Source organism: Flavobacterium wongokense (assembly GCF_021608265.1).
GTDB classification, from domain to species: domain Bacteria; phylum Bacteroidota; class Bacteroidia; order Flavobacteriales; family Flavobacteriaceae; genus Flavobacterium; species Flavobacterium wongokense.
In genome coordinates, this window is the sequence record NZ_JAKIHP010000002.1 from 48,898 (window position 1) to 66,067 (window position 17,170).

The following is a 17,170-nucleotide window of genomic DNA, read 5'->3' on the forward strand; positions in this document are numbered from 1 at the left end:
ATTATTTTTTTAAGGACTTAATTTTGGCTTATAAAAAAAGCACCACATTTCTGTAGTGCTTTTCTTCAACAATTTAAACTATAACTATTCAACTTAACTTTAACCTCTTCTATTTCCGTTTCCTCTCGAATTTCCTCCGCCACCACCTCTTGGTTGCGAATTTTCTCTTTGTTGGGAATATTCTCTTGGGGCAGAACTTCTTGGGGATTCATTCCTTTGTGCACTTCTTGGAGATTCACTTCTCGGACTTTCATATCCACGTGAATTTCCTTGTGGCGCATTACTTCTTGGTGATTCAGTACTTCTGGTATTTCCATAAGTTCTTGGAGTTTCAGAACTTCCAGACCCATATGTTCTTGGTGATTCAGTGCTTCCAGTACTGCCATAAGTTCTTGGAGATTCACCATTTCGGGTGTTTCCATATGTTCTAGGCGTTGATTCGCTGGTAACTTCTCTTCCGTTTTGTACACTTACACTTCTTGGAGACTCAACACCTCTTGTGCTGCCTTGGGTTCTTGGGGTTGAACCGCCTTTCACTTCATTTGAACCAACACCTCTTACACCTCTTGGAGAATCATACCCTGTATTATTTCGGGTGTTATTATTTGCAACAGTGCCTCTTGTATTTGAAACCTGTGGTTTTCTGTTTTGAACCAATTCCCTTCGGTTTGTGTAACCCGTATTTCTTTGTGCAAATGAACGGCCTGGATATTGTCTTTCGTATGCATTTCCTCTTCTTCCATTATAATAATTGTTGTAGGCAACGCTACAATTCCTGTAATTTACATAATTATAATGATGATGATGATTTATATAAATACCTATGTGATTATGATATGTGTAAACAGGGAAAGGAGACCAGGCAACATAAAAGCTTGGGTAATATCCCCAATACCATGAAGAATAATATGGCCTGTAACTGCTTACCCAAAAAGTGGTATAAATTACAGGAGTATAGGCGTATACTGGCTCATAGATATAATTATTACCATACATGTAAACATCTCCTACAACCTGAACCTGAACTTTATTGTATCGGTCTCTTTCAACTTCAACCGTTGCAATATCCTGAAAAGTATCAAGGCCAAGGACAGATTGAATTATGATTAAGTGCGCACTTCCTTCAACTGTCTCAATAACACGTAAATAATCAACACGATTATCACCATTCAAGTCCAGATTCGAAATCTGAGCATTTGGATCATTCAATCTTCTTTCAAAATCAGCTAAGTCACGCGAATCACCAAAAATTGATGCTACAGCACGCAGATCCAAGTTGTCACTAATATCCGAATTGGTTGCAGTAACAGTAGTCCTGTCCTGTGCAAAGACACTTGTAACACTCCATAAGAAAAGTATCGTCAAGGATAAAATTTTAGTTTTCATAATTATAAGTATTTAGTATTTGGATAATTTTTTAATCGAACATCCAATTACTGTGCCACAACTTTTTTTTAATGCATTTTAATCCAATCTTAACTTAGTTAAAGTTTATACATTTGCTTATCCTTCAATTGTTTCCAATGAAAAATATATTCCTGGCTCTTATTGTTTTTAATCTTTTTGCAAACTGCAAATCGGGTTCGGTTTCTGAAAATGAACCTTTTAAATCGGTTTCGGTTGATACAATCTTAAATGATAAAATAAGCATTAGGGCTATTCTAATTGATAAGGATAAGATTTGGTATGCAGCGGATAAAAGCCGGATGGGGTATTACGATTTTAAAACGCTTACGCATTTGCAAAAGACAATTGCCAATACGGATGAAAAACTAGAGTTCAGGTCAATTGCACAAAATACAAAATCAATTTTCATCGCCAATATTGGAAATCCGGCCAACGTTTTTAAGGTAAACAAATCTGATATGAGCTTTCAGAAAGTTTATATGGAAAACAACGAAAAGGCATTTTATGATGCGATGAATTTCTGGAATGAAAAAAAAGGCATAGCTATTGGAGATCCAACCGAAAATTGTCTTTCGGTATTGATAACAAGGGACGCAGGTAAAACATGGAAGAAAACTTCTTGTCTAGCTTTGCCAAAAGTTGAAAATGGTGAAGCCGCATTTGCTGCAAGCAATACTAATATCTGCATCAAAGGAAACAAAACCTGGGTAGTTTCCGGAGGTAAGAGAGCAAGGGTTTTTTATTCTCCCGATAAAGGGAATACTTGGGAAGTTTTTGAAACACCTATTGTGCAAGGGCAGGAGATGACAGGAATTTTTACTGCAAATTTTTATAATGGAAAACTTGGAATAATCGCTGGTGGAAATTATGAAATCCCGGAACTGAATTCCAGAAACAAGGCGATATCCTTTGATGGAGGAAAAACATGGGGATTGATTGCAGAGAAATCAGGGTTTGGATATGCATCATGCATTCAGTATGTTCCTAAATCCAAAGGTAAGCAGTTGGTTTCTGTAGGACTCACAGGCTTATATTATTCATCTGATGGCGGATTTAAATGGAAACAGCTTTTAAATGATAAAACACTTTATACGATTCGATTCCTTGATGAAAATACTGCCTTTGCTGCCGGAAAGGATAAAATCATCAAAATTGAATTCAAAAAATAAAGAGAGCATTGCTCTCTTTACCTACCTAATTTCCTATCACGATACTGTTGCAGTAACTTGCGATTGAAATTTTCTTCTGCTTTTTTAAGTTTAAGAATTTTTAGTGGTGATATGACACCTTTCAGGCTGGCTACAAATTTCTTTCTTGCCTGGTATAATTCATCTTCACTGCTTTCCATTTGAGCCAGCAAACTTGCTGCTTCCTTATCTGATAATTTATCAAATGAATCATCATCCATTCTGTCTAAATAACCTTTTATCCTTTGTTTTTTAATTTCCTGCTGTTTGTCTTCATATGCATTGAACAACGGCCAGAACTTTGTAGCTTCATCAGGAGTCAATGCCAATTCGTTGGTAATGAAAGCTACCTTTAGCGATTTAATCTGTTCTTTCTTTTTGCGGAATGGTCCGTCCTGAGCGATTGCATTTATAGAAATGAAAACTATAAGTAGCGGAAGTATATTTTTGATTTTCATAATGTTAGTTTATTATGTATTCTTCTAAATTTGAATTTGATTTTAGTGCTTCTTCGATTTCCCTGTCGTCAACATTGAGTTCCATTTTCATTTTATCAATGTCTTCCTGTTCCAATAAATCTACAATTTCATCCTGGGATATTGTAGACTGATATGCTATATAATTTTCAAGGATTTGAGTATCTACTTCTTCCTTTTGTGTTGAATAGTTATTGAATAATGGAATTGAAAGCATTATCATAAGAATCGCTGCTGTTGCAAAATACCAGTTTTTTTTTCTATTGAATATCGAAATGACTTTCGGCTCTTCTTTTGGCAGTCTTAATAAGACCTTTTCCTGAAATGTATCAAAATAACCTTCAGGTATTGTAAATCCTGAAGTAATTTTTGGTTCATTATCTAGTTTGAAATCTTTCATGGGCGTTTGACAAAATTAAGGTTAAATGGTTTAATTGCCTTTGACAAATTCTTCAATTTTCTTTACAGCATGATGATAGGATGCTTTTAAAGCACCAACAGACGTTCCTAAAATCTCCGACATGTGTTCGTATTTTATTTCTTCGTAATATTTCATTTTAAAAACCAATTGTTGCTTTTGAGGCAAGCTGGCTATGGCTTTTTGCAACTTGATTTGGATTTCACTTCCGTCAAAATAAACATCAGCTTTTAGATTATCTACCAGTTTGGTCTGCAATGCTTCGCTGGTTGTTCCGTTTTTTTTAGCTTTCTGATTGATAAATGTTATGGCTTCGTTGGTTGCAATTCGATACATCCAGGAAAATAATTTGCTTTCCCCTTTGAAATCCTTCAGATACTGAAATACTTTTATAAAAGTATTTTGCAATACATCATCTGCATCGTCGTGGTTTAAAACAATGTTGCGGATATGGCTGTATAGTGGGCGTTGATAATTGAGCAGGAGTTTTTGAAACGCAGCATTCTGCGTTTTCGGATTTAATAATTCCTGAATGAATTCCTTTTCGTCCTGCAAAGTGAAAATTTATCGGTTGGAATAAAGATAGCGTAAAAGGTTTAAACCAATTAAAAATTAATCTCGTCACCAGCCTTAGGTTCTGCAGGTGGTTTAGTATCTGTGTTTTCTGGTAAGACGACATTGGCAGGAAGTTCCACAGCTTTTGGAAATACCGGAATGTAAATCTCGGTTATCCATTTTGATGGTTGCTTTACATCGTCGATGGTTTTTACATAAACTTCAGAATAATTACCTGCAAAATTTTGTTTTAAACCATTGTCGGCAATATATTTTTGTGCTTTTGCCCAGGCTTCCTTACTGTGTGAATAATCTCCTGTCAGGGTTGTTTTCAAACACGTAAACGCAATAATTTCTCCCGAAGTAACATCGCCTTCTGAGATGGAAATAAGTTGGCCGACAGGAACACAAACCGAAATAGTAGCAAAGTCATTGGCAACGTCATATTTATCATAACTTACAAATGGTTTTCCTGTTGATGCAATTTTATTCTTTTTGAAAAAATGTATCATTCGTGCCATCATGATTTTGGTGTTTTTCGGAACGCTTTTAATATGGCAGGAAACGGTTTGTTTCAAACAAAAACCGGATGGACGTTGTACAATTCCGTTCACTTTGATGGAATAGGTTTTCATTTCATAGTGAAGCGTTTTATCTAAATTACGCAGGCTTTTTTCATACACATCACCTACAATTGAAGTCACGCCGCCTTTAAAGAAACTCGATATCTTGGTCATAATATCCATTTTTCCTTTGGTGTGAATGGTTACTTTTGTTCCACCGATGGTATCCTTAAATTTCCATGAAATTGCAGCTGTCGTTCCATTATAATCTGCTTTTTGAGCGATACTGTCATTTTCCTTTACAAAAACGGTTTTGATTACACCTTCATCTGAACCATTATCCCAGGAACTTCTAGCACCATAACCAATCGTTTTTGCTCCATAATCGAATTTGAGTCCATTGTCTTTCTGCATCCACGAGCCAAAGGTTTCCCAGTTTTTATAATCATTCACATAATCAAAAACGGTTGTTCTTGATGTTTTGATAACACTGCTCCGTGTTACTTCAAAATCTCCTTTTTGAGTCGCCACATATACTGTAATCCCGACCAGTGCCAAAAGAATAAGCAAGAAGATGTATTTTAAAATTCTCATGAGGCGCCATTTTTAAAGTGACACAAAGTTATGAATTAAATGGTAGTAAATTGATTATATTTGTTTGTATTCAAAATTCTGATTGATGAAAACAAAAAGTGAGCTACGCGGTATTTTATTCAGGCATTTAGACGGAATCGTTACAGTTCCGGTTGCCTATTCATTGCACAAAAAAGGTGTGCTTGAGTATATTTTACAACACGAAAAAGTCTCACTCAACGATGTCACAGAAAAGTTTAAAGCTAATGAAGGTTATCTCAATGTAGCACTTCGTGTTTTGGCATCACAAGGTTGGTTGAAACAGCACATTGACAATCAAAAGGATGTTATAAGTTTTGAAGTAACCGATAAGAGCAAAACTGCTTTTGGATTGATTCCGCTATACAAGGATGCTTTTGAGTTGATGCAGTTTACCGAAAATTTTCATCCACGTAAGTTTGAAGTCGAACCTTTTGAAATGCTCAATCAATTGTTTGCCAAATATAAATCCAATTTCGGAATCCAGTTTTCCAATGATGAAAGCATTAGTGCGGTACAGGAGCAGATTTTATTTCATATTGAAGGTGTTTTGGTCGGCCCAACAATTGTAATGCTTGGAATGACGGGAATGTTCCACAAGTATTTTATGGAAACCTCTTTTCGCCCTGAAGAATTTCACAAGAAACCCGAATGTTTCAAGGAAATCCTTGACTTCCTAACACATCTGGATTGGTTTACCAAGAAAAATGACAACTATCAATTTACAGAAACCGGTTTGTTTTATGCCAAAAGAGCCGCAGCTTATGGTGTTACGGTTTCCTATATTCCAACAATGCGCAAAATGGACGAACTGCTTTTTGGCAATGCTTCCATACTCCGAAACGTGGGCGAACACGAAAAGGAACAACACGTAGACCGTGAAATGAATGTGTGGGGAAGTGGAGGCGCACATGCCGAATATTTTAAGATTGTTGACCAAATCATCATCGAACTGTTTAACAGGCCAATTGCAGAACAACCAATAGGAATACTGGATATGGGTTGTGGCAATGGTGCCTTTTTGGAACATATCTTTGATGTCATCGAACGCCAGACTTCGAGAGGAAAAATGCTCGATGAACATCCATTGTTCCTTGTTGGTGTTGATTACAATGAAGCTGCCCTTAAGGTCACACGAGCCAATTTGATCAAAGCTGATATTTGGGCAAAAGTAATTTGGGGTGATATTGGAAGGCCAAAATTATTGGCGGAAACGCTTCAGGAGGATTACAATATCGATTTGAAGGAACTGCTCAACGTCAGGACTTTTTTAGACCATAACCGAATCTGGGAAACTCCAACAACAAAAACGCCAAACCGCGTTAGCACTTCAACCGGAGCTTTTGCGCATCGCGGTCAGCGGATTAACAACAATGAGGTCGAAGACAATTTGTTGGAACATCTGAAAAAATGGTCGCCATTTGTAGAGAAATTTGGATTGCTGATCATAGAATTGCATACCATTGCACCCGAATTAACCGCAGCGAACATTGGAAGGACAGCTGCTACAGCTTATGATGCCACGCATGGATTCTCCGATCAGTATATTGTAGAAATTGACGTATTGCACAAAATCGCGGCCGAAGCAGGACTGTTTTCAGACGATAAGGTCTTTACCAAATTTCCGAATGCTGATACTGCAACGGTTAGCGTGAATCTGTTGAAAGGAAAATAGTTTAGTGTTTTGTCAAAATCTTGATGACAAACAATAAGGCGACAAAAAGCAGAAATCCTATCAGGATTTTATAACTTCCTTTATAAACCTTTTGGTGAAGCGCTTTGTCTTTGCCATAAGCGAAGTACGTTAGGATGACAAAAGCAACAAAAAACAGCGCGGCAAAAGTCCATTGACCAGTTGTGAACATTTATTTCAAATTTTCAACAAATTTACTCAAATGGATTGTAAAGTTGTATTTTGCATCAACAATAAATTTCAATACAAATGCAAAAACAAATCAACGCAGTAAAAGAATTCCACACGGCTTTTGGCCTTGGAGTAAGCAACGAAATGAAAGCGGATTTAGGCGAATCAAAAAATATGTTGCGCTTTAACCTGATGAAGGAAGAAAACGAGGAATACCTTGAAGCTGTTCAAAATAATGACCTTGTAGAAATAGCCGATGCACTTGGTGACATGCTTTATATTTTATGCGGAACCATTTTGGAACACGGGCTGCAATACAAAATCGAAGAGGTATTTGACGAAATTCAACGCAGCAATATGAGCAAGCTGGGCGAAAACGGCCAGCCTATCTATCGCGAAGACGGAAAAGTCATGAAAGGTCCTAATTATTTCAAACCCTGTTTTGAAGAAATATTGAGGTAATAGTTACCCTTTCGCGATTTTATTATTCTGTAAAAGATGCCTTCTTAAAAAGCCACCAAATACTAAAAATGAAATTCCAATGATCCATCTATGCGGATATAAAGATGAGGATGAATTTGTTAAGGCAATTACAAGGACTATAAAATTGATGATTGTAAGTGTCAGTAATAAAATAAAAATTGTTTTTCTCATAAGTTGATGGTGTTAAAATCCTTTTTTCCAAACTTTATCGGAAGCATCCAGATATTCCTGCAAAGCTGCAGAACCATACCAAGGGTAGAGTTCAGCTTTCAGGAATTTTTCCTTTATGGCAGGATCGCTTTCCAATAATTTCTCGGCTTTTTCAACAGTTTTTACATTCAGGATAAATAATCCACGCATGTCTTTATCGTTTTTGCCAAATGGACCTGCAACGACCAACTGTTTTAAATCGGCGAGCCTTTTGATATTTGCCAAATGCCCGGCAAAGCATTTGCTTTTGAACTCCTTATCTTCAGATTTGTTTTCGCCACTTTTGAGAATGACAAAAATATAATTCTTCATGCCATAATCATCGGCACCAACCTTAGCTGCTAAGGCTTCGTCATATTTTGGATTGGTGGTTTGCCCCAACATGCAGCTGGTAACAAACAGGAATAGAATGCTAAAATACTTCATATATACTTCAATATAAATTATGCTTTCAACGAACTCATATCAATTACAAACCTGTAGCGGACATCGCTTTTTAACATTCTTTCGTATGCTTCATTGATATCCTGCATTTTGATAATCTCTATCTCGGAAACAATATTGTGTTTGCCACAAAAATCCAGCATTTCCTGGGTTTCTGCAATTCCTCCAATTAAGGATGCTGCTACGGCTTTTCTTCCCATAATCATTGGAACCGTATTTAGGATTGGATCTAATCCGCCCAAATATCCGACAAGGACCAAGGTTCCACTTATTGCCAAAGTTGCCACATAAGGATTGATATCATGTACATAAGGAACAGTATCAATGATCACGTCAAATTTCCCCTGAACTGAAGTCATTTGTGTATCGTCAGTGGTAATGACTACGTAATCGGCACCTAAATCTTTAGCATCTTTTGTTTTGTCGGGACTTCTTGAAAACAAGGTTACTTCGGCACCCAGTCCTTTGGCTAACTTAATTGCCATATGTCCTAATCCCCCTAAGCCTACGACCGCTACTTTTGAATTGGGACCAACGTTCCAATGCTTTAAAGGGGACCAGGTTGTGATACCGGCGCAAAGGAGCGGAGCTGTAGCGGCTAAATCGAGATTGGAAGGTACTTTAAGTACAAAGTGTTCTTCGACAACCACTTTTTCGGAATAGCCACCATAGGTCATTCCGCCTATGTATTTATCAGGGCTGTTGTAAGTTCCTACCCAGCCATTCAAACAGTATTGTTCCAAATCCTGTTCACAGCTTTTGCAGGTTCCGCATGAGCCTACGAGGCATCCAACGGCGGCAAAATCACCTACCTTCAATTTTGTAACTTCACTTCCCACGCGCGTCACTTTACCAACAATTTCGTGGCCGGGAACTGCAGGATAAGTAGTGAAACCCCAATCGTTGCGGGCAGTATGTAAATCGGAGTGGCAGACACCGCAATACAGTATGTCGATTTCGATGTCTTTTGGATTTACCTCGCGACGCTGTATGTTCATTTGGTTTAAATCGGCGTCTTTCGATTCGGTGCCGTATGCTTTAACTGTAGTTGTGCTCATGATGTTGTTTTTTTATAAAGGTAAGAAATATTTCTTTCCAACGTTCCAACGAAAGTTGCCGGTACTTCAACCAAAGCAACAGGACTTAAAAGCATGGATTACAAATTCGCGCTATCTTTTTATGGGATTATTTATCTTTAGCAAAAAAGTAAGACACTTTGTTTTCCTTATCATCATAAGTCACAACTTCTTTATCACGATGTATGTTGAAATAAGAGGCAAGTGCAAAATCGCCTGAACACAATGCGGAATGCACCATAATGGCACTAAGGATTGCAATTTTAATTTCGGGTAATGTGAAGAAAAATATTGCCATTAAAGTGGAAGTTATAAATGCAAAAGGGGCGAGGGCTACAATCTTCATCTCCCGTTCGTTGACAACAAACTTATCGGCTACAGCCAAAAAGACAAACTTCCTTAGATTAAAATCAAATGAGGTATTCTTTGCTCCGGTCAGTTTATAAACCAGCAAATGTATCGTTTCATGAATAGGAATAATTGCAATCACAGCTATAGCACCGATGAAACCATACAACAATTCCATTGGGATGTTGAGTGCCTTGGTATGATAATAATAGAAACAGCAGGTAAGCAACAGGCAGAATGCTGTTAAAATGCTTAAATAGTAAATAACCGAATAGAGAGTGGTTTTTTGGAAAGTGGTTTTTATAAACTGTACGAATAGGGTGTGCTCAAGTTTTTCAAGCAACACATAATTATTTTCTTCCAACTGCTCTGGAGCTAGTTTCATGTTTATTATTTTGACTATTGGTAGCTGGAATACCCAAAAAGTTACCGTTTAGAAGCTTCGGCATAAATTTGTGATGTAAAATAATATTTTCCCGTTTTCCCGTTTATTATGGTCATATTAAAGTCTTTATTTACATCCCTGTTGGCTTTTCTTTGCTGTCTATCAGTATTGTCCATGAAGAGTTTTCCTCATCCATTTTTTGCCTGATGCTATTGGCGATTAGCTGTAGTTCATCGCTTGAAGTTACTTTGTCAAGGTCATTTTTTGCGGTTTCAAAAAATAAGATCATGTTTTTAGATTCCTTCATCAACCTTTTCCATTCATTAAGGAATTTTATCGATTCGATAGCGATGTAACTTGGCGGAAGGATTAATGCGGCAAATAATAATATCTCATGTGGCATATGTATATCCTTAAGTCGTTCAAAATAATCCAATTCAATTGCCGCACTAAAGAATTCACACAAAACGGTTATGGCAAAAAGTACTTCTAATGCTGTTTGTATATTTTCTGCCCAATCGAGTGGTTTTTCAATTTTCTTCGCCCTGATTTGAGAATGGTAATGGATTTGATCATCGATTAACTCCTTTAGTTTCTTTTTGGAATATTTAAGGTCAAATTTTTTTAGCGTCTTTTTGCTTAAATCAATCTCTATTTGCTTTACTGCTTCTGAAATATATTCGACATCTGTCAATGGTGTTATCTGTATATTTAATTTGTCATAAGTTTCAAGTACTCTTAGGCGTTCGGTTTCCCTGCGTTTAATTATGGTAGTGTCCCGAATGCCCTTCTTTTTTTTGAATTTTTTTGCCACGATAACAAATACGGCAAAAATTAAAGCTGCTTCGAGCGTAACAAGCAAAAAGAATGTTTCATTAGTAATCTTTTCCTTAAATGGTACGATTATACTAACCGCCAATGCTGAAACCCATGAGAAGAGGACACACAAATACCAAAGTAAAAAAAAGGTTTTCTTTGCTTTCATTGCCTCTGTATCTGTTGTTTTTCGAAGCATTTGGATTTTGGACTTGTAGGCCTCAATCTTATAAAGCTTTATTCCTTTTTGTTCACAATACTCAACGATGTCGCCGGTTCCGCCTTTTCCTTCGGGTTTTTCATTGTCGTATACCGCTATCATTACGTCTACGCGATTACAAATATGAATGCCTGCGTTGTAATAGGCATCGTCCCTTTCTTCCTGGTTTTGTATGGGATTAGGGTTTATTACACTAATGGCATCATTATACTTTGAAGTCCAACTTTTTAAATTGTTAAGCCTTTGTGGAGTATCAAAATCATTCTCGTATTCCTTCTGATTAAAAGGGAGTATTATTTTTAGTGGAGCACTAAATGATTCTACTGAAACTTCAGCAAACAGGGTGTCAGCCCCATAGGCCAATGAGGTCCAGGATTCAAACTCTGTAGCATTATTATCGGCAAGGATTTTTTGGATCTTGGATTTTAAATCACTTTTAACCTTATTGTGGTCATACAAATTCCGATGACCTGTAATACCTATTTTTAACATGTCTCACCTTAAAATTATTTTAAACCATAGATAGTAAGCAAGAACAGGTAGGAAGTGGGAGAGTAAAAGGCTAATGTAATATTTTTTTTTAATAAATAAACAACTAAAATTCAGTTTATTAATATATTTTCTTACTATTTCCCAAATAACCATTCAAAAGCAATTTGTCATTTTGAGAATTTTTATAATCAGAATTGATTGTGGTAATTGTATAAAAATCACTTTCAACCTTATAATGAAATTGGTTGTAATTATCGTCAACTTTGAGATACTAAATTGCCAATTATGAAAAAGATATTCATGGCATTTGCCACTACGATGATGTTTGGTTATGCCTCGGCCCAAATGGAACCTAAAACTACTACAGTTAAGAAAGATGATACGACAGGAGTGCAGGTATTGCGCAGACCGCCGGATAAAACTGTTATTGCGAATAAAAGTATTCTTAAAAGGAATACGCTTGATGCTGGTATGGGAAAACCAGATCCAATCAAGAAGGATATCCACTCCAATGAACCTGTACCCAAACCTGCACCAACAACACAATCAAGGGTTGAAGCCGTTGTGGATACCATTACACCAAAACCTAAAAGATAAAAAAACTCCCGGTTTCCCGAGAGTTTAATTAGTTTAGGTTTTATTGGTTGTTAAATCTTCACAGTCCAGCCAAAGGTGTCTTCAGCCAGTTTGTATTGTATTTTCGTTAATTTGTCTTTTAATTGTAAAGCAACTGAGTTTTCCAGTTTTGGCAATTCATAATAATGTTCTTTGTACTGGAATCCAACAATTGGACTGACTACTGCTGCAGTTCCGGCACCGAAGATTTCCTTAAGGCTTCCGTCTTTGGCTCCTTGTACCAATTCTTCTACCAATACCGATCGTTCTTCAACCTTGATGCCTTCACGTTTTGCAAGGTCGATTAAACTTTTTCGTGTAACACCGTCAAGGATTCGTTCGCTTGTTGGTGCCGTACATATCGTATCATTAATGCGGAAGAATACATTCATCGTCCCGGCTTCTTCAAGTTTGGTATGTGTGGCGTCATCGGTCCAAATGATTTGCTGGAATCCTTTTTCCTGAGCTAATTTTTGCGGGTAAAACTGAGAAGAATAATTTCCGGCAGCTTTTGCAGCACCAATACCACCATTGGCAGCACGGCTATAATGCTCAGCAATGATTACCTTCACTTCGCCTGAATAGTACGAACGGGCAGGAGATAGGATAATCATGAAACGGTATTGTGTTGAGGGTTGTGCAATTACTCCCGAACCAATCGCAATCATAAATGGCCTGATGTACAAGGTATTTCCTAGCCCTTTTTTAACCCAGTCGCGTTCGATGTCAAGGATGATTTTCAATCCACCAATAAATATATCTTCTGTAATTTCAGGCATCGCCATACGCACCGCTGATTTGTTGAAACGGTCAAGATTTTGATCAGGCCTGAACAACCAGATTTCCTCATTCTCATCGCGATAGGCTTTCATCCCTTCAAAAATTGCCTGCCCGTAGTGGAAGACTTTTGCAGAAGGATCAATCATAAAAGGCTCGTAAGGCTTGATTGTTGGTTTTCCCCATTTTCCTTCCTTGAAATCACAAACCAGCATGTGGTCTGTAAATACATTTCCGAAGGCTATGTTTTCAAAATCGACTTCACTGATTTTAGAGGTTTTAGCTCTTACTATATCGATTTCGCTGGTAGTTTTTAACATAATGTGCGTATTAGATTTAGCTTAGAAAACAATTCAAATCCCTGACAGTTAATCTTTTACAATTTGTTTTCTTGAAATAATGGTTGTGTTGTTAGTATTTTGTAAAACTAATAAAAAAACAGTAGCATTTTGCAATGGCAAAATTTTTTTTGAATTGCTGGTTTTTAGCCTGTTTCACTGATTGATTCCGCAATAAAAAGTGAAATTAATTGTTAATTTATTCTTGGAGTTTTGCCAAACTGCTTATATTCGCAACTCAATAAAAACTATACTTATGAAGAAAATAAACCTAATCTTAGTAATGCTGTTATTGGTTGGAACATCAATGATGGCGCAAAAGAAAACAGCCTTTAATCCAAACGATTATGCTTCATTTGGAGAAAAATTCAAGGTAGAACGTGTTTATAACAAAGCAGAAATGCTTAAAAAATACAAAAAGCTTAAAAAAGGAGATACGCTGACGGTTCAGTTTGAATCTGATATCAAATCGGTTTGCAAGAAGAAAGGCTGCTGGATGAAAATGCAGTTGGCTGGTGATGATGATTCCTTTGTAAGATTTAAGGATTATGGTTTCTTCGTTCCGTTGAACGCAGACAACAGCAAAGCCATTGTGAAAGGAAAGGCATTTGTTGATATTGTTTCTGTTGAGGAATTGAAGCATTATGCAAAAGATGGTGGTAAATCGGCTGCAGAAATCGCTAAGATCACCAAGCCTGAAACTACTTATGCATTTACTGCAGATGGAGTTTACATCCTGAAATAATTTCCCTTACGGATGAAAAAAATACTCATACCTGTCTTAGTTTTTGGTTTGTTCTCCGCTTGTCAAAAGAAAGAGGAGCAAAAAGCAGAGCCTGAAAAATGCCCGCCTAAAAAGAAACTGGAAATGTATCAGATGTCGGAAATGGCGGCTTTGATGGAGCAGATGTATGTTGATAATCTTCGTTTGAAGGAACGCATCCAAAAAGGAGAGGATGTTGGAGTATTTCCGGAACATTTCCTGAAAATAAATACGGCCAAATTTACTGATGAAACTGATAACGATTTGTTTTTTAAGGTAAAGGCTAAAGAATATATAGCTGCGCAGCAATTGATTTATAGTGATACGAAGAATGCAAAACAGCATTTTAATGAGGGCGTTGACGCCTGTTTGGCATGCCATATGGAAAAATGCGGCGGGCCAATTCCGAGAATCAAGAAATTGTTTATCAAAGATTAATCTTGAAACGCGAGATTATACAAACCAATGATGGTTCTACAACCATTCATTTGCCGGAGTGGAATGAAAGCTATCATTCAAAACACGGCGCAATCCAGGAAGCTTATCACGTATTCATAAAGAATGGGCTGTCTCTTTTTGAGAGTATGCCCATTTCTATTTTGGAGATAGGTTTCGGTACTGGGCTGAATTCTTTTATCACTTTCGTGGAATCTAAAAAGAACAGTCAAAAAATTGACTACGTTGGAGTGGAAGCTTATCCTGTTGCGCTGGAAGAAGCCCTACAGATGAATTATGCCATTTCGATTGAGGAGAGCGAAAAGGACATGTTCAAAAAAATGCACGAAGTAGGCTGGGAAGAAAAGCATCAGCTTTCGGAAAACTTTTCGCTTACCAAACGCCAACAGTTCTTTCAGGATATCAATGATGAAAATGCTTTTGATTTGATTTATTTTGATGCCTTTGGTTTTAGGGTACAACCCGAACTTTGGAGCGAGGAAATATTTGAAGCGATGTTTAAAGCATTAAAAACCAATGGGATATTGGTTACGTATGCCTGTCGTACCTCGATTAAAAATGCGATGTTATCGGCAGGATTTTCTGTAAAAAAACTGCCTGGTGCTCCGGGCAAAAGAGAGATGTTGCGCGCCAGTAAAGAAGTTTGAAAAAATTAACTTTTCTCCAAGTTATATTTAACGTTCAAATTCATCATCGGAAAAGAAATATTTATAAATTTGGTTAACCAAAAAAAACAAAACGTTCTTATTATTCGTTAACCAACTTAATTTGATTCTATGTCTAAATCGATGTTAGACTACACCAAGTCTGTATTGAAGCGAGTTAGTTTTGATGTCACTCTTTTTAGCAAGGAACTTGAAAAAGCATGCAAAGTTTTATTGCCCTTTGAAATTGAAGAGTTGATTTCCTGGCTTTCAAAATTTATTAAGGAAAAACCAGAATTGCAACCATGTATGTTGCTCATTAATAATAGATAAAACTAAAAGGAACTTAAACGGTTCCTTTTTTTATTTTATGGAATTAGGGTAAACTATATGTTTAATTGTTTCGTAGATATAAATATAACTCAAAAGATTTATGTCATGGGACAGATGTTGTACGATTACACTAAATCCTCCATTAAAGGAGTATGTAGCAGCAAAGAACTTTTTGTAAAAGAAATAATCAAGGCAGCCAAAATTTTGTCAGTCCATGAAAAGGATAAATTAACCAATTGGCTTTTTTTCTACACAGCCGACAAGCCAGAAATGCAAAAATGGCTCCACGAAGTCATTGATAAAAAGATTTTAGTAAGTTAAAACCTTAAAAAAATCATAAAATATGCATTTCAACGATAAAAATGGTGCTTTAACGATAAATTTTAGGCAAAATGTTAGGTAGTAATTATTTTTTAACATAATTTTACTAAACGTTCTTACAATAAGATAACCCCAAATCTTAATTACCATGCCTAGAATGATTTATGATTACACAAAGTCTGTTCTCGAAAGAGTAAGCTTCGATCCGGTTCTTTTTGCTAAAGAGCTTAAAAAGGCAATTAGAAACCTATTGCCATACGAATTGGATCAATTAAAAAAATGGCTGCAGTTTTTTACGACCGAGCATCCAGAATTAAAACAATGTTTATCTGTAGTTAGTTAGCAGAAAGGAAATAAGGAGTTTTGTGCAAGGCTCCTTATTTTTTTTGCTGTAACGGACTTATGATTTGTACATTCTGGAATACGATTGCGCCTTTAACCACTCCTGCAATCGTACTGCGCAATGCATCAATGATGTGTATCTTCAATTCGTTTTTAGGAAAAATCAAACTTACTTCGCGTGCAGGTTTTGGCTCCTTGAAGTGACGCAGTTTTGCCTGGTCTTTTTCCTTTAAATCCAAAGTATGTAAATAGGGAAGTAGTGTAGTCCCTAAACCTTCATCGGCTAATTTTATCAAGGTCTCAAAGCTTCCACTCTCAATCTGGAAATGGCTTTTCTCATTAGCTGCAGCATTTTTGCACAGATTCAAAATTCCGTCCCTAAAGCAATGTCCATCCTGAAGCAATAGGATTTCATCAATATTCAAATCATCAACTTCAATTTCATTTTTCTGAAAATTGCTATGGCCTTCAGGAATATAAGCTACAAACGGTTCGAAATATAAAACGATTTCTTTTATCTTTTCTTCCTCTAATGGCGTTGCAGCAATTGCTGCGTCAAGATGTCCATTGTTCAGTCGGGTAATGATTTCATCGGTATTCAGCTCTTCTATAATCAGCTTTACTTTTGGATATTTTTTAATAAAATTATTCAGGAACATTGGCAAAAGTGTTGGCATAATAGTCGGGATGATTCCCAAACGGAATTCACCACCAATAAACCCTTTCTGTTGATCAACAATATCCTGTATCCTGTCAGCTTCGTTGACAATGTTTTTAGATTGATTGACAATTTGCTGACCAATTTCTGTAAGCTGGATTGGTTTTTTGGTACGGTCAAAAATCTGTATGCCCAATTCCTCTTCAATTTTCTGGATTTGCATACTCAAAGTAGGCTGGGTTACGAAACATTTTTCGGCAGCAAGCGTAAAGTTCTTATGTTCAGCAACTGCTAGAACGTATTTTAGTTGTGTGATTGTCATGGAATAGTAAATTTTTATACAAATATAAAACCTATAAATTTAATT

At 36.6% G+C, this 17,170-nt stretch carries 22 protein-coding genes; 10 read left to right on the top strand and 12 right to left on the bottom strand.

Annotated elements, in window-relative coordinates:
• Nucleotides 1–99: 99 nt before the first annotated feature.
• Entirely contained in the window at nt 100–1,386 is a 1,287-nt protein-coding gene (locus tag L1S31_RS06170; protein WP_236463608.1) for a dermokine domain-containing protein, read from the bottom strand.
• Between the two features lie 137 nt (nt 1,387–1,523).
• Between L1S31_RS06170 and L1S31_RS06175 the strand changes: the two genes are divergently transcribed.
• Nucleotides 1,524–2,576, top strand: coding sequence for a sialidase family protein (locus tag L1S31_RS06175; RefSeq protein WP_236463610.1), 1,053 nt, complete (start codon nt 1,524–1,526; stop codon nt 2,574–2,576).
• 17 nt (nt 2,577–2,593) lie between these two features.
• On the opposite strand, the gene L1S31_RS06180 is transcribed toward L1S31_RS06175, so the two are convergent.
• From L1S31_RS06180 to L1S31_RS06195, 4 genes are read right to left on the bottom strand one after another with little or no spacing between them, the layout of a single operon-like run.
• Nucleotides 2,594–3,052, bottom strand: coding sequence for a sensor of ECF-type sigma factor (locus tag L1S31_RS06180; protein WP_236463611.1), 459 nt, complete (start codon nt 3,050–3,052; stop codon nt 2,594–2,596).
• Between the two features lie 4 nt (nt 3,053–3,056).
• Entirely contained in the window at nt 3,057–3,470 is a 414-nt protein-coding gene (locus L1S31_RS06185; RefSeq protein WP_236463613.1) for a hypothetical protein, read from the bottom strand.
• A gap of 30 nt (nt 3,471–3,500) precedes the next feature.
• Nucleotides 3,501–4,043: an RNA polymerase sigma factor gene (locus tag L1S31_RS06190; RefSeq protein ID WP_236463615.1), complete on the bottom strand. Its 543-nt coding sequence runs from the start codon at nt 4,041–4,043 to the stop codon at nt 3,501–3,503.
• Between the two features lie 50 nt (nt 4,044–4,093).
• Nucleotides 4,094–5,200, bottom strand: a complete 1,107-nt coding sequence (locus tag L1S31_RS06195; protein ID WP_236463617.1) for an SRPBCC family protein — start codon at nt 5,198–5,200, stop codon at nt 4,094–4,096.
• Nucleotides 5,201–5,285: 85 nt separating this feature from the next.
• On the opposite strand from L1S31_RS06195, the gene L1S31_RS06200 reads away from it, so the two are divergent.
• Complete coding sequence (locus L1S31_RS06200) at nt 5,286–6,893, top strand: class I SAM-dependent methyltransferase (RefSeq protein WP_236463619.1); 1,608 nt, start codon at nt 5,286–5,288, stop codon at nt 6,891–6,893.
• A 1-nt stretch (nt 6,894) separates the two neighbouring features.
• Here L1S31_RS06200 and L1S31_RS06205 read toward each other — a convergent pair whose 3' ends face one another.
• Nucleotides 6,895–7,083 carry a hypothetical protein gene (locus L1S31_RS06205; RefSeq protein WP_236463621.1) on the bottom strand — a complete coding sequence of 63 codons (189 nt, stop codon included), beginning with the start codon at nt 7,081–7,083 and terminating at the stop codon, nt 6,895–6,897.
• Between the two features lie 77 nt (nt 7,084–7,160).
• On the opposite strand from L1S31_RS06205, the gene L1S31_RS06210 reads away from it, so the two are divergent.
• Nucleotides 7,161–7,544 (top strand): pyrophosphohydrolase domain-containing protein, encoded by a 384-nt coding sequence (locus L1S31_RS06210; protein ID WP_236463623.1) that lies wholly within the window; start codon nt 7,161–7,163, stop codon nt 7,542–7,544.
• 204 nt (nt 7,545–7,748) lie between these two features.
• On the opposite strand, the gene L1S31_RS06215 is transcribed toward L1S31_RS06210, so the two are convergent.
• The 4 genes from L1S31_RS06215 to L1S31_RS06230 form a co-directional block, all read right to left on the bottom strand.
• A complete protein-coding gene (locus L1S31_RS06215) occupies nt 7,749–8,201 on the bottom strand; it encodes a YciI family protein (RefSeq protein WP_236463625.1) in 453 nt (150 codons plus the stop codon).
• Nucleotides 8,202–8,218: 17 nt separating this feature from the next.
• Nucleotides 8,219–9,277 carry an NAD(P)-dependent alcohol dehydrogenase gene (locus L1S31_RS06220; RefSeq protein ID WP_236463627.1) on the bottom strand — a complete coding sequence of 353 codons (1,059 nt, stop codon included), beginning with the start codon at nt 9,275–9,277 and terminating at the stop codon, nt 8,219–8,221.
• 127 nt (nt 9,278–9,404) lie between these two features.
• Nucleotides 9,405–10,028 (bottom strand): DUF3267 domain-containing protein, encoded by a 624-nt coding sequence (locus L1S31_RS06225; RefSeq protein WP_236463629.1) that lies wholly within the window; start codon nt 10,026–10,028, stop codon nt 9,405–9,407.
• Between the two features lie 130 nt (nt 10,029–10,158).
• Nucleotides 10,159–11,556 carry a hypothetical protein gene (locus tag L1S31_RS06230; RefSeq protein WP_236463631.1) on the bottom strand — a complete coding sequence of 466 codons (1,398 nt, stop codon included), beginning with the start codon at nt 11,554–11,556 and terminating at the stop codon, nt 10,159–10,161.
• Nucleotides 11,557–11,841: 285 nt separating this feature from the next.
• Here L1S31_RS06230 and L1S31_RS06235 point away from each other — a divergent pair, with 285 nt between their 5' ends.
• The gene (locus L1S31_RS06235) at nt 11,842–12,153 is read left to right on the top strand and encodes a hypothetical protein (protein ID WP_236463633.1); all 312 of its coding nucleotides are present in this window, start codon (nt 11,842–11,844) and stop codon (nt 12,151–12,153) included.
• Between the two features lie 50 nt (nt 12,154–12,203).
• Here the strand turns inward: L1S31_RS06235 and L1S31_RS06240 are convergent, their stop codons facing one another.
• On the bottom strand, nt 12,204–13,271 hold the full coding sequence (locus L1S31_RS06240; RefSeq protein ID WP_370637873.1) for a branched-chain amino acid aminotransferase: 1,068 nt from the start codon (nt 13,269–13,271) through the stop codon (nt 12,204–12,206).
• A gap of 271 nt (nt 13,272–13,542) precedes the next feature.
• On the opposite strand from L1S31_RS06240, the gene L1S31_RS06245 reads away from it, so the two are divergent.
• From L1S31_RS06245 to L1S31_RS06270, 6 genes are all read left to right on the top strand, one after another.
• Nucleotides 13,543–14,031: a DUF4920 domain-containing protein gene (locus L1S31_RS06245; RefSeq protein WP_236463637.1), complete on the top strand. Its 489-nt coding sequence runs from the start codon at nt 13,543–13,545 to the stop codon at nt 14,029–14,031.
• A 12-nt stretch (nt 14,032–14,043) separates the two neighbouring features.
• Nucleotides 14,044–14,487: a hypothetical protein gene (locus tag L1S31_RS06250; protein ID WP_236463639.1), complete on the top strand. Its 444-nt coding sequence runs from the start codon at nt 14,044–14,046 to the stop codon at nt 14,485–14,487.
• 2 nt (nt 14,488–14,489) lie between these two features.
• Nucleotides 14,490–15,152, top strand: coding sequence for a tRNA (5-methylaminomethyl-2-thiouridine)(34)-methyltransferase MnmC2 (gene mnmC2 / locus L1S31_RS06255; protein ID WP_236463641.1), 663 nt, complete (start codon nt 14,490–14,492; stop codon nt 15,150–15,152).
• Between the two features lie 129 nt (nt 15,153–15,281).
• Nucleotides 15,282–15,482 carry a hypothetical protein gene (locus L1S31_RS06260; protein ID WP_236463643.1) on the top strand — a complete coding sequence of 67 codons (201 nt, stop codon included), beginning with the start codon at nt 15,282–15,284 and terminating at the stop codon, nt 15,480–15,482.
• Nucleotides 15,483–15,587: 105 nt separating this feature from the next.
• Nucleotides 15,588–15,803 (top strand): hypothetical protein, encoded by a 216-nt coding sequence (locus tag L1S31_RS06265; RefSeq protein ID WP_236463645.1) that lies wholly within the window; start codon nt 15,588–15,590, stop codon nt 15,801–15,803.
• 148 nt (nt 15,804–15,951) lie between these two features.
• Nucleotides 15,952–16,146, top strand: coding sequence for a hypothetical protein (locus tag L1S31_RS06270; protein WP_236463648.1), 195 nt, complete (start codon nt 15,952–15,954; stop codon nt 16,144–16,146).
• Between the two features lie 34 nt (nt 16,147–16,180).
• Here the strand turns inward: L1S31_RS06270 and L1S31_RS06275 are convergent, their stop codons facing one another.
• Nucleotides 16,181–17,125, bottom strand: a complete 945-nt coding sequence (locus L1S31_RS06275) for a LysR substrate-binding domain-containing protein (protein ID WP_236463651.1) — start codon at nt 17,123–17,125, stop codon at nt 16,181–16,183.
• Between the last annotated feature and the right edge of the window lie 45 nt (nt 17,126–17,170).

Bases quoted from the DNA above. Each gene is read 5' to 3' on its own strand.
- L1S31_RS06170 (WP_236463608.1), bottom strand. From the start codon at position 1,386: ATGAAAACTAAAATTTTATCCTTGACGATACTTTTCTTATGGAGTGTT.
- L1S31_RS06175 (WP_236463610.1), top strand. From the start codon at position 1,524: ATGAAAAATATATTCCTGGCTCTTATTGTTTTTAATCTTTTTGCAAAC.
- L1S31_RS06180 (WP_236463611.1), bottom strand. From the start codon at position 3,052: ATGAAAATCAAAAATATACTTCCGCTACTTATAGTTTTCATTTCTATA.
- L1S31_RS06185 (WP_236463613.1), bottom strand. From the start codon at position 3,470: ATGAAAGATTTCAAACTAGATAATGAACCAAAAATTACTTCAGGATTT.
- L1S31_RS06195 (WP_236463617.1), bottom strand. From the start codon at position 5,200: ATGAGAATTTTAAAATACATCTTCTTGCTTATTCTTTTGGCACTGGTC.
- L1S31_RS06200 (WP_236463619.1), top strand. From the start codon at position 5,286: ATGAAAACAAAAAGTGAGCTACGCGGTATTTTATTCAGGCATTTAGAC.
- L1S31_RS06205 (WP_236463621.1), bottom strand. From the start codon at position 7,083: ATGTTCACAACTGGTCAATGGACTTTTGCCGCGCTGTTTTTTGTTGCT.
- L1S31_RS06210 (WP_236463623.1), top strand. From the start codon at position 7,161: ATGCAAAAACAAATCAACGCAGTAAAAGAATTCCACACGGCTTTTGGC.
- L1S31_RS06215 (WP_236463625.1), bottom strand. From the start codon at position 8,201: ATGAAGTATTTTAGCATTCTATTCCTGTTTGTTACCAGCTGCATGTTG.
- L1S31_RS06220 (WP_236463627.1), bottom strand. From the start codon at position 9,277: ATGAGCACAACTACAGTTAAAGCATACGGCACCGAATCGAAAGACGCC.
- L1S31_RS06225 (WP_236463629.1), bottom strand. From the start codon at position 10,028: ATGAAACTAGCTCCAGAGCAGTTGGAAGAAAATAATTATGTGTTGCTT.
- L1S31_RS06230 (WP_236463631.1), bottom strand. From the start codon at position 11,556: ATGTTAAAAATAGGTATTACAGGTCATCGGAATTTGTATGACCACAAT.
- L1S31_RS06235 (WP_236463633.1), top strand. From the start codon at position 11,842: ATGAAAAAGATATTCATGGCATTTGCCACTACGATGATGTTTGGTTAT.
- L1S31_RS06245 (WP_236463637.1), top strand. From the start codon at position 13,543: ATGAAGAAAATAAACCTAATCTTAGTAATGCTGTTATTGGTTGGAACA.
- L1S31_RS06250 (WP_236463639.1), top strand. From the start codon at position 14,044: ATGAAAAAAATACTCATACCTGTCTTAGTTTTTGGTTTGTTCTCCGCT.
- L1S31_RS06260 (WP_236463643.1), top strand. From the start codon at position 15,282: ATGTCTAAATCGATGTTAGACTACACCAAGTCTGTATTGAAGCGAGTT.
- L1S31_RS06265 (WP_236463645.1), top strand. From the start codon at position 15,588: ATGGGACAGATGTTGTACGATTACACTAAATCCTCCATTAAAGGAGTA.
- L1S31_RS06270 (WP_236463648.1), top strand. From the start codon at position 15,952: ATGCCTAGAATGATTTATGATTACACAAAGTCTGTTCTCGAAAGAGTA.
- L1S31_RS06275 (WP_236463651.1), bottom strand. From the start codon at position 17,125: ATGACAATCACACAACTAAAATACGTTCTAGCAGTTGCTGAACATAAG.